The organism is Ruegeria sp. CDSA077, assembly GCF_059612265.1.
In genome coordinates, this window is sequence record NZ_JBXWQG010000008.1 from 76,477 (window position 1) to 90,792 (window position 14,316).

A 14,316-nucleotide genomic window follows, 5' to 3' on the forward strand; every position below is an offset into this window, starting at 1 on the left:
CAGACGAGCAACCGTGGCGTCATCACTTTTTGTGGAGGTGTCACAGCTGCAGCAGCAAAGCGCGCAGTTCGGGTTCCTGAACACGTTCGGCCGCTATCACGGGCGAAACCCACTCGCGGGTCCTTTCCTCGGCCTCGGGGTAGATATCGGCCAGTTCCTGCACTTCGATCCGATAGACATTGGTCACCACAGTCTGGCTGGCTCCGTCTTTTAGGATCTTGTCATAAGTATATTGCCCAACAGGGTCTTTGGATAGGGATTGGGCGCACACGCCGGCTTCTTCCCAGGCCTCTTGCCGGGCAGCCTCGGCGCCATCCAGGCCATCAATCGGCCAACCTTTGGGGATGATCCAGCGTCCGGTGTCCCGGCTGGTGATCAAAAGAACCTGCAGCCCGTCCTGCGTTTCGCGGGTGCACAAGGCGCCAAACTGCACCCGATGGGGGCGCAGGAACAGAGGCCGGGCGACCTCTTCCCAAATATTTCGCAGCCATTTTGTCATGTTTGTCGTTCGCGTACCCGGGTTTTACCTGAGCAGCCCACATAGCAATGAAACAGATAATCTTCAATGAACGCCCGGAATCGCCGTGCTTTCCGCATCTTCATGCCAAGAATTTTCGACGAAAATTCCCGACGGCCGCCTAATTTCGACGTTTTGCGCGCAGGGTGGGGTCGGCCTTGGTCGGATCTTCGGGCCAAGGGTGTCTGGGATATTGCGCGCGCATATCTTTGCGCACATCCGCGTATGACCCAGCCCAGAAACCGGGCAGGTCGCGCGTGATCTGGATGGGTCGTTGGGCCGGTGAAAGAAGCGTGATCTTGAGGGCCTCACCGCCAATGACTGGATGGCGCGTTACGCCAAACAGTTCCTGCAGCCGCACCGAGATTTCCGGTACTGCACCGCCATAATCTATCGGCACCTTTCGCCCCAGAGGAGTTTCAAACGACCCTGGAGCGCGCCGGTCCAGTTCCTGCGTCTGGGCCCAGTCCAGTCGGGCGCGCAACGCTGGCAACAGGTCGAACCGTTTCCAGTCTTCAGCATTGCGGACGCCGGAAAGCATCGGCAACAGCCAGTCTTGCAGCGTGTCGGTCAACCCCTCGATCGAGAAATCAGGCAGCTCTGCGCCTTCGGTCCGGACCAGTTCCACCCGTGCCGCCAATCGCGCAGCGGCCCCGTTCAGTCGCAGGCCAAGATCACGGACGCCATCCAGCATCGCCAATGCAACTGCTTCGTCCGGAACCTCTTTCCAAACACGATCACTCAACGTGATTGCGCCTAGCCGTTCTTGTTTGCGCGCAACGACACGGCGGTCACGTTTTGACCAGTCGCAGACCTCGATCCAGGTGATCTGATCCTCGAACAAGTCACGAATTTCCTTTTCCGAGATCTGTGCGGCCATGCGCACCTTTGCTTCGCGGGGGTTGCCATCGGTATCGGTCACAACCAGATAAGGCGCGGCAGCCAGCGTATCGCTGCCATCCAGCACAACACCCTTCCCTCCTGACAACACATAACGCGGCTCATCCCCTTTGCGCCGTTGTCCAATGCGATCGGGATAGGCGAGTGCGGCTGTTGCCGCTGGGCTGAAGTCGGACAGGTTGCCTTTGGTTTGCAGCCGCTTGGTCTCGGTTTTTATCCGTTCTAACGCACCAATGTTGACCTGCCAGACACGGTTGCGTTGAAAGGCGCGCATATCTCGCATGGCTTCGAGCCTAAGCAACAGATCCACCGGAGCACCCCGTAAGGGATCGCGTTCGGCCATGAGAGCGGCCAAAGGTGCGGCGGCGGGGCCGACCTGTTCCAGCATATGTCCCAATCGCGGGTGCAGAGGTAGCGCCGCTAGTGACCGCCCGTGGTCGGTGATCCGTCCCTTCCCATCCAGCGCGTCCAGCATCATCAGCAACGTGCGTGCCTCTGTCATCGTGCCCTCGGGTGGAGGGGTCAGGAAAGACAGTTCTTCGGGGTCCGCCCCCCAAAGTGCCAGTTCCAGCGCCAGCCCGGTCAGGTCGGTTGCCTCGATCTCGGCCGGGGGATAGGCGGCCAGCGCGCCTTCTTCGCCCTTCGACCATAAGCGATAGCACTTGCCTTCGGCGACACGACCAGCGCGGCCAGCGCGCTGCGTTGCCTCGGCGCGCGTCACCCGCTCGGTCACTAGTCTGGACATACCCGACCCCGGATCGAAACGCGCCCGCCGAGCCTGTCCCATGTCCAAGACCACGCGAATGTCTGGAATGGTCAACGAGGTTTCGGCAATGGACGTAGCCAAAACCACTTTGCGACCGGTTTCGATCGGTGCAATCGCTTGGCGCTGGGCAGCAAAAGGCATCGCACCGAATAGTGGTCGCACCGTAGCTTTGCTGGATAGCCGGCCAGCCAAGGCGGCCTCTGCCCGGCGGATTTCGCCTTCTCCGGGCAGGAACACCAACATCCCACCTTCTGTTTCGCGCTCGGCCTGAACCACAAGATCGACCAATGCGTCCAGCTTTCGCGCCTGTTGTCCTAGCGGTCGGTCCAGCCAACGTGTTTCGACCGGGTAATTGCGCCCTTGGGACGTCACAACGGGGGCCTCCATCAACCGCCCCACGGGTTCAGCGTCCAGCGTTGCCGACATTGCCAGCAGGATCAGATCGTCCCGCAATGCCCCGGCGACCTCAAGGCACAAGGCCAGGCCGAGATCCGCGTTCAGGGACCGTTCATGGAATTCATCGAAAATCACCGCACTAATGCCGGGCAGATCGGGTTTGACTTGCAGCATTCGGGTCAGGATACCTTCGGTGACGACCTCGATCCGGGTCGATTTCGATACCTTCGCCTCGCCCCGCACGCGATAACCAACTGTGTCGCCCACGCGCTGTCCCAGCGTATCGGCCATGCGCTCAGCAGCAGCCCGGGCCGCCAAGCGGCGGGGTTCCAGCATCACGATCTTGCCATCGCATAGCCCCGCCTCGAATATCGCCAGCGGCACTCGTGTTGTTTTCCCCGCGCCCGGAGGCGCCTGCAGCACTGCGCGGCCCGAAGCCTTTAGGGCGGCAAGAAGGTCAGGAATGGCGTCGTCGATGGGCAGGCGTATCATGCGGGCTTTATCCGCCAACGGTACGACAAGGTCCAGTTCCGTCTCTTATGCCCGGAGAGCGCATATCCCAGAGGTAAATTCTTGTGCGCTCTGGTCTGGACAAACCCCTCATTGGGACGGCAACTAGAACTGCCGCAACTGATTGGGGGCGAAATGGAACTGGACAGCCTGAGTGACAGGATTTTGAACGGAGACCGGCGCGCGCTGGCCCGTGGTATCACGCTGGTGGAAAGCGGTCGCGCCGATCATCGTGCGCAGGCGACGGAACTGCTGACCAGATTGACCAAAGAGGGCCGCCAGGCCCTGCGGATCGGATTGTCAGGAACGCCCGGCGTCGGCAAGTCCACGTTCATCGAAAGCTTTGGTATGATGCTGACAGGGCAGGGGCTGCGTGTTGCAGTTCTTGCAGTAGATCCCAGCTCGACTCGGTCGGGCGGGTCCATTCTGGGGGACAAGACCCGGATGGAACGCCTGAGCCGCGAGAAAAACGCCTTTATCCGTCCATCACCCAGCCAGTCGCACCTGGGCGGCGTTGCCCGCCGCACACGTGAGGCCATCGCTTTATGTGAGGCCGCTGGGTTCGATGTTGTTTTGATCGAAACGGTTGGTGTCGGGCAATCGGAGACGGTTGTCTCCGAGTTGTCGGATCTGTTTATGCTGTTGCTTGCCCCGGCGGGCGGTGACGAACTGCAGGGCGTCAAGCGCGGTATCATGGAAATGGCCGACATGATCTTGGTCAACAAGGCGGATGGTGACTTGAAATCTGCCGCCACTCGCACCTGCGCCGACTATTCCGGGGCGCTGCGTCTTTTGCGTAAACGACCCCAGGACCCGGAAGGATTTCCCAAGGCGATGACTGTCTCAGCGGTCGAGGAACATGGGCTGGCTCAAGCCTGGGAGGAGATGCAGTCCCTCAGTAAATGGCGCCGTGAAAATGGCCACTGGGAGGTCAACCGCGCCACGCAAGCACAATATTGGTTCGAACAAGAGGTTCGGTCTGCCCTTCTGGCACGCCTGGCGACTCCACAAGCGCGCTCGGAAATGGAGCGTCTGGGCTCGCAGGTCAGCACTGGTCAGCTCAGTCCGTCGGTTGCGGCGGAACATATGTTGTCTGCTTTAGTCGCTGGCTAAGGCCTTATTCAAGCCTTTGATCTCATTCTCTTTCTGATTTCGGATCGGTGGGATATCGCCCATAGGTTGCAAGTTGACCCAAACTTGATGCAAACTCAGGTTAAGGCCGCGCATCTGTCGCCAGGCCGGATATGCGGGAACCGTCAGCTATGCCCGATATTACTGGGACCAACGGCAACGACGATATCGACGTTAACAATGACACGGGGACCCTGAACGGTTCACCGGCTGGAACTCCGATTGATAATATCCGCGGCCGGGGTGGCGACGACGACGTCGACATCAATAACAGCACGATTACCGGGAATGTCATCGGCAATGCCGGCTCCGACACGATCACCGTCACCAGTAGCACCATTGGTGGCAGGATTGCCAGCGGGTCGGATGACGACACTGTCGATATCAGTGGCTCGAATGTTGGAAACATCCGGCTGGGGAGCGGCAACGATACCCTGAATTTCACCAGCACCAGCGTCAGTGGCGATTTGCGGGGTGGCGGCGGAACCGACACGTTGAACTTGCCTGTGGGTACCGTCATCACCGATACCAATTTTGGCGTCATTAACGTCGTAGATGGCGTAGGCTATACCCTGTCCAGCGGGACATTCACCCTACCATCCGGTATCACGGTCACATATTCTGCCTTTGAGAACGGAAGTGGCGTTCCTTGTTTTACCCGTGACACGCACATCCTGACGAAGGACGGCATGAAAGCAATCCAAGCGCTGCGGATCGGGGACATGGTCCCGACCATGGGGTGCGACCCTCAGCCTATACGCTGGATCGGTCGTCGACAGTTTGACCGCGCCGCCTTGCTGGAAAATCCCCGGCTCTTGCCGGTACGAATCCTTGCAGGTGCGTTGGGCGAGGGGTTGCCGCATCGCGATCTTCTGGTCTCACGCCAGCACAGGATGCTGGTGCAGTCCAGAATCGCGGAACGCATGTTCGGTACCACCGAAGTTTTGATTCCGGCGATCAAACTGACCGCACTGCCGGGAATCTATATCGATGAGGCCGTGCAATCGGTTGAGTATTTTCACCTGCTATTTGATCGCCATCATGTCATCTTTGCCGAAGATGCCCCAACCGAAAGCCTGTTCACCGGAGTCGAGGCCCTGAAATCCCTCGGATCGGAGGCGCGGCAAGAAATTTTCGAAATCTTTCCGGAACTGATCGAAAACCATGGTGAAAATCCGGCCCGGTTCATTCCATGTGGACGTCAACAATCCCATCTGATCCAGCGGCATTTGAAGAACAACAAACCCTTGCTTCAACGCAATGGCGCCTAGGTCTTATAGAGTTTAAGATGGGTGCAAAGATTTCGCACTGCCCGTCTTGACCCTTCCTGTGATTCCCACTAAACGCATCCAACCAGTTTTCGGGCGCGACTTCGGGTTGCGCCCCTTGTGATTTGGCCACGGGTCCTGTACCCAGCCCGCAGATACAAAGGAAGAAACCATGTCGCGCCGTTGCGAACTGACCGGAAAAGGCCCGATGACTGGCAACAATGTCAGCCACGCCAAAAACAGAACTCGTCGTCGTTTTCTGCCCAACCTGAACGACGTAACCCTGCAGTCGGAAACCCTGGGTCGTGGCGTCAAGCTGCGTATCTCGGCCGCTGCCCTGCGTTCAGTTGACCACCGTGGTGGTCTGGATGCGTTCCTGGCCAAAGCCAAGGATGACGAGCTGTCCACCAACGCACTGAAAGTGAAAAAAGAAATCGCCAAGGCTCAAGCTGCGGTCTAAGCGTTCTTTTTCACCAAAGATTTCGACCCTGTACCCGAACGGTGCAGGGTCTTTTCTTTTGTCTGATTGAGTTTAGACGATTTCGCCGTCAGAGCGTGATCTTGTTCACATACAGTGTTCTGATGTTTGAATATGTTTGTTCATATTCTATTGGCGGAGTTCGATCTCATGTCTTTCAAATCCTTTGATTCCCTCTCCCTGTTGGCGGCCTTTTTTGGCAAGACGTTTGGGACATGTGTGCGGATGCAGCGTCAGGTGAACAGGTTGCATACCAGCCTGACCAAAGGGTCTGTCAAACGTCCTGGATTGGACAACTGACCTCGTACTGACCAAAATGACCCGAGGGCTTCTGGCGCATTCGATTGTGCTTGAAGCCCTTTTTGTCTCGGGCGTATACCGAAGGCAGGATGAAACACTTTCGGAACAGATTTCTATCATTTGCCCTGTCGCTGCTGGTCATTCTGACCGGTCAGGGGGTGGCTGCGTCGCGTGGCGTTGATACCGCAGTCGGGCAGATGGTGCTGTGTACTGGTGTTGGTCCTGTGGTGATCTATATGGATGCCGAGGGGCAACCGGCAAAGCCCCCGCATTTCTGCCCCGAATATGCGCTGACGTTGCTGGGTGCTATTGCCGTCGTTTCACATGTGCTGCCCGATGCACCAAGTTATGCCGGGCCATTTTTAGAGCGCGGCGACAGGAGCCTAATAGCAGCGCCCGTTCCGTTTCAGCCCGCCCGCGCGCCACCTGCAAGAGCCTGATTAAATTTAACTTTTTCAGACACTTGACATAGGAGAGGCGCAATGTCCCTCACTTCCAAACTTTTGGCAACCCTGGCTGCGGCCGCATTTGCCACCACTGCTATGGCGCAGGAAACCATCACACTAGAAGATGCCTATGCGCGCTCCGCCGGCAAAACGGCGAAAGCGGGCGCGGCCTTTATGGTGATTCAGAACACGGGCGAGGCGGATGACCGTCTTGTTCGTGCGGAATCGGAGGCGGCTGCACGGGTTGAGCTGCACACGCATCTGATCGATGCCAACGGCGTGGCGCAGATGACCCATGTCGAAGAGGGATTCGTCATCCCAGCCGGTGGTGCGCATGCGCTCAAGCGCGGGGGCGATCACGTGATGTTCATGGGATTGGTTGCTCCGTTTGAACATGGTGCAACTGTGCCTGTAACGCTGGTTTTTGAAAAAGCCGGTGAGGTTGAGATCGACGTGCCGGTTGATCTGGAACGAAAAGACATGGGCGCCCACTCGAACTAAGGTCACGTCATCCTTCAAGCCGCTATGCGGCCGTCATCCACGCGTCAGGCCGGGCTTTGCCCGGCCTGTTTGCCTATCGCTTCAACGGTGAACAACCCGCATCGAAACGCGGTCATGTGCCCGTTTGAAGCGCACTGCCAGAAAGAACATCACGGCGGCGAAAGCCAGCGCGGAAAAGGCAATGGCCCACCCCAGTGCGACCATGCCACTGCCGGGCCAGAACAACAGCACCAACCCAATGATCAGTGCAATGATCCCCGAGTTTCGCACCATCACGGCATCCGGGTTGTTGCTGGGTATCTGCCGCCATGCCAGCAACGAACCGATGCCGACGATCAGCGCCCAAGCACCCAGCAGGAAAAACGTCAGCCGCGCAACACCCTCGGGCCAGATCAACAGGACAAGCCCAATCAATAGAGCCCCGATGCCGACGCCGCCGATCAATCCGCGCCGTCCAAAGCCCAGTAGGGTCAGGCCGCCATCTAGAACCAAAAGCAGGCCGACCAGTCGCAACAGCAAAGAGATACTGCCCGTTGGCCAAAACAGCGCGGCGATCCCCAATGCTCCGGCCAGACATCCGCGCAACAGGAAGGTCCACCACAGATTTGCCAGTTGGTCGCCAAATGTATCGCGGCCCTCCATACTGGAATCGTCCAGGATTTCTTCGCGCGTGTGGTGGGGGTCGGTCATGGGAGCCTCTTATTTAGATTGTCGTATCAATAATTTTGGTGCCGGTCTGGCGGGTTAAGATTCGCGCAGTAGCTTTTGAACCCAGCGTGGCACGGTTTCGGATGCAGGGCCAAGTATCACCTGATCGAAACTCGAGGCGCCGGATGACGGATCCAGGTTCAACTCGACGGTTCGTGCGCCTGACATTGTCGCCTCGTGCACAAATGCTGCGGCGGGGTAGACCTGACCCGAGGTGCCGATTGAAGCGAAGATTGTAGCATTGGCCAGGTGATCGTAGATCAGGTCCATAAAATAGGGCATCTCACCGAACCATACAACATCGGGTCGGGCGGTTGGGCCACCGCAGGCGGGGCAGGGTTCGCCCACCGACATCTCGGGCGGGGCGACCCAGCGGTAATCGCAGGTGGTGCATAAGGCCCCAGCGAGGGTGCCGTGCATATGGATCACATTCTCGGATCCTGCGGCTTCGTGGAGGCCGTCGACATTCTGGGTCACGATGATAACCTCGCCGGGCCAGTTGCGTTGCAGGTGGGTCAGCGCGGTATGGGCCGGATTGGGTTGCGCCTGTGCAGCCTGCACACGGCGCGCGTCGTAGAACTTGTGCACCACCGCCGGATTGCGGGCAAAGCCTTCGGGCGTGGCGACATCCTCGATCCTGTGCTGCGCCCACAGACCTCCTTCGTCGCGGAATGTGCCCAGCCCGCTTTCGGCGGAAATCCCGGCACCGGTCAGAATGACGATCTTTTGCATTTCCGCCTCACGCGTTACACCCGGTTGTATGACACACCGTATCCTTTTCGTCTGTTTGGGCAATATCTGCCGGTCTCCGGCCGCCGAAGGTGCTTTTCGCGCCCGTGCGCCGCATCATGCCACTGACAGCGCCGGAACCTCTGGCTGGCACATCGGAGACCCGCCTTATGGCCCAATGCAGCAGGCTGCTCATGCCCGTAGTATCGACATCAGCGATCTGCGCGCGCGCAAATTCGTGGCCGAAGATTTTGACCGCTTTGACCTGATCATCGGAATGGATGCAGAGAACCTTACCAATATCGAAAATTTGCGTCCCCGTGGCAACGAAACTCCGGTTCGCTTGCTGACTGATTTCGCTACTGAGACAGGCGCGGATCATGTGCCCGATCCGTATTACACCCGTGATTTCGAGGGCACGCTGGATTTGATCGAAAAGGCCGTCGCAGGTCTTGACGCACATCTGAGGGCTTAGTTGTAAGAGCTCTGATGTCTTCGACATTCAGATGTAAAATCAATCGACGCCTGCATCGGGGCCAAGCTCACCTGTTTGGTTCTTTCGCAATCACAGTGGATAAGGTGCGTGTCGTCCGGCTTCTGGTGATCGCAATCGCACCCAAAACCAAAGCGCAGGCTACGGCCTGTGGCGTTGTGATTGCTTCGCCAAAGGCAAGAAAGCCCACAGCAAACATTGTCGGCAATTCAATGCTGCCGACGACCGCAGTTTGAGAAGCGCCGATCAACGGTGAGCAGATCGTATAAATGAGCTGTGGCACAAGCGCTGTGACCAGGCCAATTCCGACGATCAAAATCCAGTCGGATTGCCCCTGCGGGAGCAACTTGGCAACATCGGCGTTCAGCATCAGCGGCAAGAGCCCGAGAACCGATCCCAAGGAAACCGAAGCAATGCGCGCAAGCGGTGCGATGCGGGACAACCTGTGAACCAAGACACATATGCCGAAGCCGAACCCGATTGGGGCTGCTAGCGACATCAGAAGCGTTGGTATGTGCTGTAGCGGAACGGATGCGGGCGATCCTGCAATGAGTGCCGCCAACGTAATGAGGCCCGAGGCGAACAATGCGCGCCTTGTGGGTGTATCGGCGAACAAAGCCCAGGCAATGATCAGCGTGAAAACCGGATAGGTCATATAGAGAACGCCCACAGTCGATGCGGGTAATGTCTCCAGCGCCGTCACATATCCAATCCATCCAAGGCTCATTACCGCGCCTGCCGAAAGCCCCCAAACAATCTCGCGCCAAGCGTTTCGGTGTATAAAAAGAACAGGCAGCAGCAGAATTGCCGTAACGATGTAGCGATAGAACGCGACGGCATAAGGCGCGACGCCTTGCTCGGTCAGCCCTCGGCTAAAATAAGGAACCAGCCCGAAACAAATTGAGGCGAATAGAACGCCGGCAACCGCAATCGGATAGGGAATAGTTGGTCTGGTCTGTGTTGATATCGTTGCCATTCCAATTTGCTATCACAGGTTTGCGACTGCTGTAGCAGAGATTCGTCGAGCGGTTGCTTCGGTTCGCAAAGCTAACCCTAGTTCGGTTCTGTATGAAGATGGTGGCAGAAACACACGGCGCGTTGGTAATTATGCTTCCAATATCTGCGGTGCCCTACACTAACTCATCACCTTCAACTGCCCGCCCAGCCACGGCACCTGCGCGACTGCCGGATCAACAATCTGGGTCCGCATCAGCCGTCGGATCATGTCTGCAACCTCTTTGGGTACTTGGTCCGACCAGTCAGAGCGGGTGAACAGCGAAATTGTGCGGGCGAAGTCACCGAACGGGACCGGATGCGCCTCCATCCCGTCATGAAACCGCGTCGCACGCATATATCCCAGTGGTGTTGTGATCGCCCAGCCAAGCCCCTGTGCGACCATTGCCATCAGCGCCAGGTGCGAGCCGATTTCAAACCGTTCCTCGAACTCCATTTGCTGGCGCGCCAGATGCGCCTCGATCTGGCGACTGATCAGCTGATCTCGGGCGTATCGCAGAAAGGGCAGGTCCTGTATTGAATTCCCCATACCCTTTGGGGTCACCAGAATGAAAGGGTCCTGAACCAGAGGGTATTCAATCACACCCTTCAGGACCTCTCCGGAATGCGCGGATACAGCCATATGCAGCCTCTGCGCCTCCAGCTCGGCGAACAGGTTTAGACTGGGCAACGTGATCAGTTTGAATTTCGACCGGGTCAGGCTGTCGGCCAGCAAAGTCGCCAGCCGCGGGGTCAGATCGTTGTCGAAGTCGTCAATCAAACCGATGGAGAGGGTGGTCAGATGCCCCAGATCCATCACGGTCAGTTCGCTTTGGGCCATTTGCAGTTCGGCCAGCACGACCTCGGCCCGCGCCAGAAAGCTGCGGCCGGCTTGCGTTAAACGCATTGGTCGTCGCCCGTGATCGACCAGATCAGTGCCCAATGCCTTTTCCAGATTGCGCAATTGCTGAGAAATCGAAGGCTGGCTGAGCCCCGTGATCTCGGCGGCCTGTGCCACCGATCCTGTCCGCGCCAAAGCCTCGAACACCTCAAGGCCCCGCAGGGTCAGCCCTTTCATTACCATCTGATACACCTTTCGCTGCGCCATATCTGAGGTGCAGTGCGCATCAGGTCAAGCAGCGTGACCAGCTTAGTTGCAGATTGCCTGCGCCATCTGGCCAAAGTTCTTATACCGATCCCACAGCGCATCATCGCGCGAAGTCTGCGACATCTTCAACTCCTGCGCCTGATGGGGGTCGGTGAACCACTTGGCGACGGTCTTCTGATCGCCCCGCGTCAACGCCTGATCTGCGACGCGCTGAATGCAACTGCACCGCGCCCGCGTCGCCGCCGACCGGTCCGACGCCAGACACGCCCGTTTGATCTGCGCAGCCTCGCTCGGTGCCGGAGCCATCACCGTCAGCGATGCCGCACAAAATGCGATTAAGAGGAACTGTTTCATGCTCTTGCCTCGTTTTTGCCTGCCCGGACGGGTCTGATGCCCCTCTCGGTCTGTGGCGGAGTATGAATCAAAGTGGATTTCGGATCAATCATGTGCTGCGAAAAAGTGATTGCGCACATAATTGATGTCGCGTTTTCTGGCCTGACTTCGCTTAGAACTCTATCGTGAGACCAAAATGCTAAAGAAATACGGGCGTACATTCCACTTGCCGCAATCTCCCGGTGCTACGAGCGATGACAAGATCATGTCGAGTGTTGATGAGTTGGCATCAGCGGACGAAGTCGTCTTTACCGAAAAGATGGACGGTGAGAATACGACCATCCACAGTCAAGGCTGTCACCCTCGCAGTATCGACGCCAGATATCACCCGTCGCGAGACTGGATGAAGGCTTTCGCAGCTGGTATCGCACCGCAACTTACAAAGGATGAGCGCATTGTTGGCGAATATCTATTCGCACGTCATTCCATCGTGTATTTGGAATTGCCGACTTATTTTTTGGGATTCGCGTGGATCAAGGCTGGCGTCGTTCAGCCATGGGATGCGACGCTGTCACGCTTTACAAAACTTGGAATCAGCCCTGTTTCCGAACTGTATCAAGGACGGTTCTCAGCTCAGGTCGTCGCTGATGTAATTGCAGCCCTAGATCTAGACAAACAAGAGGGGTTTGTCGTTCGCACAACAGCAGCATTCGAGGAAGAAAACATGCCCACTCATCTCGCGAAGTACGTACGTGAAGGTCATGTGCAAAGTGAGACGCATTGGATGAATGCTGAACTGGTTAGAAATGGGCTGGTCTGATCGGATCGAAGCCTAGCAACTAAAGGGTTTCGTCGGGTCTCGTCCTACCTTGACCGCAGCCCATTTCCGACGCATATCCCCAACCCATGACAGACCTCGCTCACATCCGCAATTTCTCCATCGTCGCGCATATCGACCATGGCAAATCCACCCTTGCTGACCGGCTCATCCAAGAGACCGGGACAGTCAAGGATCGTGACATGAAGGAACAGCTGCTCGACAGCATGGATATCGAGCGCGAGCGCGGCATCACCATCAAGGCCAACACGGTCCGCATCGACTATACCGCTGACAATGGCGAGCAATACGTGCTGAACCTGATCGACACCCCCGGCCACGTGGACTTTGCCTATGAGGTTTCGCGGTCGATGCGCGCGGTCGAAGGCTCGCTGCTGGTTGTGGACTCCACCCAAGGGGTCGAGGCGCAGACGCTGGCGAATGTCTATCAGGCCATCGACGCCGATCATGACATCGTGCCGGTGTTGAACAAGATCGACCTGCCTGCGTCCGATTGTGACCGCGTGGCCGAACAGATCGAGGATGTGATCGGCATCGACGCGTCCGAGGCGATTCAGGTCAGCGCCAAGACCGGGCAGGGCATCCATGAGACGTTGGAGGCCATTGTCACCCATCTGCCGGCCCCCAAGGGTAATCTGGATGCACCGCTCAAGGCGATGCTGGTCGATAGCTGGTACGACGCCTATCTCGGCGTCATCGTTCTGGTCCGCATCATGGACGGCACCCTGAAAAAGGGCATGCGGGTCAAGTTCATGTCGAACAACACCCTGCACCATGTCGACCGCGTCGGCGTCTTCCGGCCTGAGATGGAGATGGTCGACAGCCTCGGCCCCGGTGAGATCGGCTTTCTCACCGCCTCGATCAAACAGGTCCGTGACACCCGCGTCGGTGACACGATCACCAATGACCGCAATGGCGCAGAAATCGCGCTGGACGGCTTTAAACCCGCGCAGCCGGTGGTGTTCTGTGGCCTCTTCCCCGTCGACAGTTCCGAATTCGAAGACCTGCGCGATGCGATTGACAAACTGGCGCTGAACGACGCCAGCTTCAGCTTTGAGATGGAAACCTCGGCCGCTTTGGGCTTTGGCTTCCGTTGCGGCTTCCTTGGCCTGCTGCACCTTGAGGTCATTCGCGACCGGATTGAGCGCGAGTATGATATCGAGCTGATCACCACCGCGCCTTCGGTGATCTATCACGTCTTCATGAAAGACGGCGAGATGATCGAGCTGCACAACCCCGCCGACATGCCCGACCCCTCAAAGGTCGACCATATCGAAGAGCCGCGCATCAAGGCGACCATCCTTGTGCCGGATGAATTCCTGGGCGACGTACTGAAACTGTGCCAGGACCGCCGCGGCATCCAGATGGACCTGACCTATGCGGGCAGCCGCGCCATGGTCGTCTATGACCTGCCGCTGAATGAGGTCGTTTTTGACTTTTACGACCGCCTGAAATCGGTGACCAAGGGCTATGCCTCGTTTGACTATCAGATGACCGGCTATACCGAGGACGCGCTGGTCAAGATGTCGGTGCTGGTGAATGACGAGCCCGTTGATGCGCTGTCGACCATGGTTCACCGTGACCGGGCCGAGATGCGGGGCCGGGCGATGTGCGAAAAGCTCAAGGACCTGATCCCGCGCCACATGTTCAAAATCCCGATCCAGGCCGCCATCGGAGGCAAGGTCATCGCCCGCGAGACTCTCTCGGCGCTGCGCAAGGACGTGACCGCCAAATGCTACGGAGGCGACGCCACGCGGAAACGCAAACTGCTGGACAAGCAGAAGGCGGGTAAGAAGAAGATGCGTCAGTTCGGGAAAGTGGATATTCCGCAGGAGGCATTTATCTCAGCGTTGAAGATGGACAGCTAAAAGCTGGCCATTTTCAAGGCGGGTGGGCGAAAG

The 14,316-nt window shown here is 57.8% G+C and carries 15 protein-coding genes; 8 read left to right on the forward strand and 7 right to left on the reverse strand.

Features of this window, described 5'->3' with window-relative positions:
* Nucleotides 1–40 precede the first annotated feature (40 nt).
* Both AC2FLE_RS15220 and hrpB read right to left on the reverse strand, forming a co-directional pair.
* A complete protein-coding gene (locus AC2FLE_RS15220) occupies nucleotides 41–499 on the reverse strand; it encodes an NUDIX hydrolase (protein ID WP_496698060.1) in 459 nt (152 codons plus the stop codon).
* A gap of 139 nt (nucleotides 500–638) precedes the next feature.
* Complete coding sequence (gene hrpB, locus AC2FLE_RS15225; protein ID WP_496698062.1) at nucleotides 639–3,071, reverse strand: ATP-dependent helicase HrpB; 2,433 nt, start codon at nucleotides 3,069–3,071, stop codon at nucleotides 639–641.
* 153 nt (nucleotides 3,072–3,224) lie between these two features.
* Here hrpB and meaB point away from each other — a divergent pair, with 153 nt between their 5' ends.
* The 5 genes from meaB (at nucleotide 3,225) to AC2FLE_RS15250 (ending at nucleotide 7,213) form a co-directional block, all read left to right on the forward strand.
* Nucleotides 3,225–4,202, forward strand: coding sequence for a methylmalonyl Co-A mutase-associated GTPase MeaB (gene meaB / locus AC2FLE_RS15230; RefSeq protein ID WP_142638208.1), 978 nt, complete (start codon nucleotides 3,225–3,227; stop codon nucleotides 4,200–4,202).
* Nucleotides 4,203–4,351: 149 nt separating this feature from the next.
* Complete coding sequence (locus AC2FLE_RS15235; RefSeq protein ID WP_496698064.1) at nucleotides 4,352–5,491, forward strand: Hint domain-containing protein; 1,140 nt, start codon at nucleotides 4,352–4,354, stop codon at nucleotides 5,489–5,491.
* A gap of 169 nt (nucleotides 5,492–5,660) precedes the next feature.
* The gene (gene rpmB, locus AC2FLE_RS15240) at nucleotides 5,661–5,948 is read left to right on the forward strand and encodes a 50S ribosomal protein L28 (RefSeq protein ID WP_142638086.1); all 288 of its coding nucleotides are present in this window, start codon (nucleotides 5,661–5,663) and stop codon (nucleotides 5,946–5,948) included.
* A 407-nt stretch (nucleotides 5,949–6,355) separates the two neighbouring features.
* A complete protein-coding gene (locus AC2FLE_RS15245) occupies nucleotides 6,356–6,706 on the forward strand; it encodes a hypothetical protein (RefSeq protein WP_496698066.1) in 351 nt (116 codons plus the stop codon).
* Nucleotides 6,707–6,748: 42 nt separating this feature from the next.
* On the forward strand, nucleotides 6,749–7,213 hold the full coding sequence (locus tag AC2FLE_RS15250) for a copper chaperone PCu(A)C (RefSeq protein WP_142638090.1): 465 nt from the start codon (nucleotides 6,749–6,751) through the stop codon (nucleotides 7,211–7,213).
* An 81-nt stretch (nucleotides 7,214–7,294) separates the two neighbouring features.
* Here the strand turns inward: AC2FLE_RS15250 and AC2FLE_RS15255 are convergent, their stop codons facing one another.
* Entirely contained in the window at nucleotides 7,295–7,903 is a 609-nt protein-coding gene (locus AC2FLE_RS15255) for an HdeD family acid-resistance protein (protein WP_496698068.1), read from the reverse strand.
* A 54-nt stretch (nucleotides 7,904–7,957) separates the two neighbouring features.
* On the reverse strand, nucleotides 7,958–8,653 hold the full coding sequence (locus AC2FLE_RS15260) for an NAD-dependent deacylase (protein ID WP_496698070.1): 696 nt from the start codon (nucleotides 8,651–8,653) through the stop codon (nucleotides 7,958–7,960).
* Nucleotides 8,654–8,681: 28 nt separating this feature from the next.
* Between AC2FLE_RS15260 and AC2FLE_RS15265 the strand changes: the two genes are divergently transcribed.
* The gene (locus tag AC2FLE_RS15265) at nucleotides 8,682–9,125 is read left to right on the forward strand and encodes a low molecular weight protein-tyrosine-phosphatase (RefSeq protein ID WP_496698072.1); all 444 of its coding nucleotides are present in this window, start codon (nucleotides 8,682–8,684) and stop codon (nucleotides 9,123–9,125) included.
* A 67-nt stretch (nucleotides 9,126–9,192) separates the two neighbouring features.
* On the opposite strand, the gene AC2FLE_RS15270 is transcribed toward AC2FLE_RS15265, so the two are convergent.
* The 3 genes from AC2FLE_RS15270 to AC2FLE_RS15280 form a co-directional block, all read right to left on the reverse strand.
* Nucleotides 9,193–10,119 (reverse strand): DMT family transporter, encoded by a 927-nt coding sequence (locus AC2FLE_RS15270; RefSeq protein WP_496698074.1) that lies wholly within the window; start codon nucleotides 10,117–10,119, stop codon nucleotides 9,193–9,195.
* Nucleotides 10,120–10,278: 159 nt separating this feature from the next.
* Nucleotides 10,279–11,220, reverse strand: coding sequence for a LysR family transcriptional regulator (locus AC2FLE_RS15275; RefSeq protein WP_496698076.1), 942 nt, complete (start codon nucleotides 11,218–11,220; stop codon nucleotides 10,279–10,281).
* A gap of 66 nt (nucleotides 11,221–11,286) precedes the next feature.
* Nucleotides 11,287–11,598 (reverse strand): hypothetical protein, encoded by a 312-nt coding sequence (locus tag AC2FLE_RS15280; RefSeq protein ID WP_496698078.1) that lies wholly within the window; start codon nucleotides 11,596–11,598, stop codon nucleotides 11,287–11,289.
* A 175-nt stretch (nucleotides 11,599–11,773) separates the two neighbouring features.
* On the opposite strand from AC2FLE_RS15280, the gene AC2FLE_RS15285 reads away from it, so the two are divergent.
* Together AC2FLE_RS15285 and lepA are read left to right on the forward strand one after the other, a co-directional pair.
* Nucleotides 11,774–12,397, forward strand: a complete 624-nt coding sequence (locus AC2FLE_RS15285) for an RNA ligase family protein (protein WP_496698079.1) — start codon at nucleotides 11,774–11,776, stop codon at nucleotides 12,395–12,397.
* An 86-nt stretch (nucleotides 12,398–12,483) separates the two neighbouring features.
* Entirely contained in the window at nucleotides 12,484–14,283 is a 1,800-nt protein-coding gene (lepA, locus tag AC2FLE_RS15290; RefSeq protein ID WP_142638105.1) for a translation elongation factor 4, read from the forward strand.
* The last annotated feature ends 33 nt before the right edge of the window (nucleotides 14,284–14,316 follow it).

Excerpts from the sequence above, each read along its gene's own strand:
- AC2FLE_RS15220 (WP_496698060.1), bottom strand. The coding sequence starts at position 499 with ATGACAAAATGGCTGCGAAATATTTGGGAAGAGGTCGCCCGGCCTCTG.
- hrpB (WP_496698062.1), bottom strand. The coding sequence starts at position 3,071 with ATGATACGCCTGCCCATCGACGACGCCATTCCTGACCTTCTTGCCGCC.
- meaB (WP_142638208.1), top strand. The coding sequence starts at position 3,225 with ATGGAACTGGACAGCCTGAGTGACAGGATTTTGAACGGAGACCGGCGC.
- AC2FLE_RS15235 (WP_496698064.1), top strand. The coding sequence starts at position 4,352 with ATGCCCGATATTACTGGGACCAACGGCAACGACGATATCGACGTTAAC.
- rpmB (WP_142638086.1), top strand. The coding sequence starts at position 5,661 with ATGTCGCGCCGTTGCGAACTGACCGGAAAAGGCCCGATGACTGGCAAC.
- AC2FLE_RS15245 (WP_496698066.1), top strand. The coding sequence starts at position 6,356 with ATGAAACACTTTCGGAACAGATTTCTATCATTTGCCCTGTCGCTGCTG.
- AC2FLE_RS15250 (WP_142638090.1), top strand. The coding sequence starts at position 6,749 with ATGTCCCTCACTTCCAAACTTTTGGCAACCCTGGCTGCGGCCGCATTT.
- AC2FLE_RS15255 (WP_496698068.1), bottom strand. The coding sequence starts at position 7,903 with ATGACCGACCCCCACCACACGCGCGAAGAAATCCTGGACGATTCCAGT.
- AC2FLE_RS15260 (WP_496698070.1), bottom strand. The coding sequence starts at position 8,653 with ATGCAAAAGATCGTCATTCTGACCGGTGCCGGGATTTCCGCCGAAAGC.
- AC2FLE_RS15265 (WP_496698072.1), top strand. The coding sequence starts at position 8,682 with ATGACACACCGTATCCTTTTCGTCTGTTTGGGCAATATCTGCCGGTCT.
- AC2FLE_RS15270 (WP_496698074.1), bottom strand. The coding sequence starts at position 10,119 with ATGGCAACGATATCAACACAGACCAGACCAACTATTCCCTATCCGATT.
- AC2FLE_RS15275 (WP_496698076.1), bottom strand. The coding sequence starts at position 11,220 with ATGGTAATGAAAGGGCTGACCCTGCGGGGCCTTGAGGTGTTCGAGGCT.
- AC2FLE_RS15280 (WP_496698078.1), bottom strand. The coding sequence starts at position 11,598 with ATGAAACAGTTCCTCTTAATCGCATTTTGTGCGGCATCGCTGACGGTG.
- AC2FLE_RS15285 (WP_496698079.1), top strand. The coding sequence starts at position 11,774 with ATGCTAAAGAAATACGGGCGTACATTCCACTTGCCGCAATCTCCCGGT.
- lepA (WP_142638105.1), top strand. The coding sequence starts at position 12,484 with ATGACAGACCTCGCTCACATCCGCAATTTCTCCATCGTCGCGCATATC.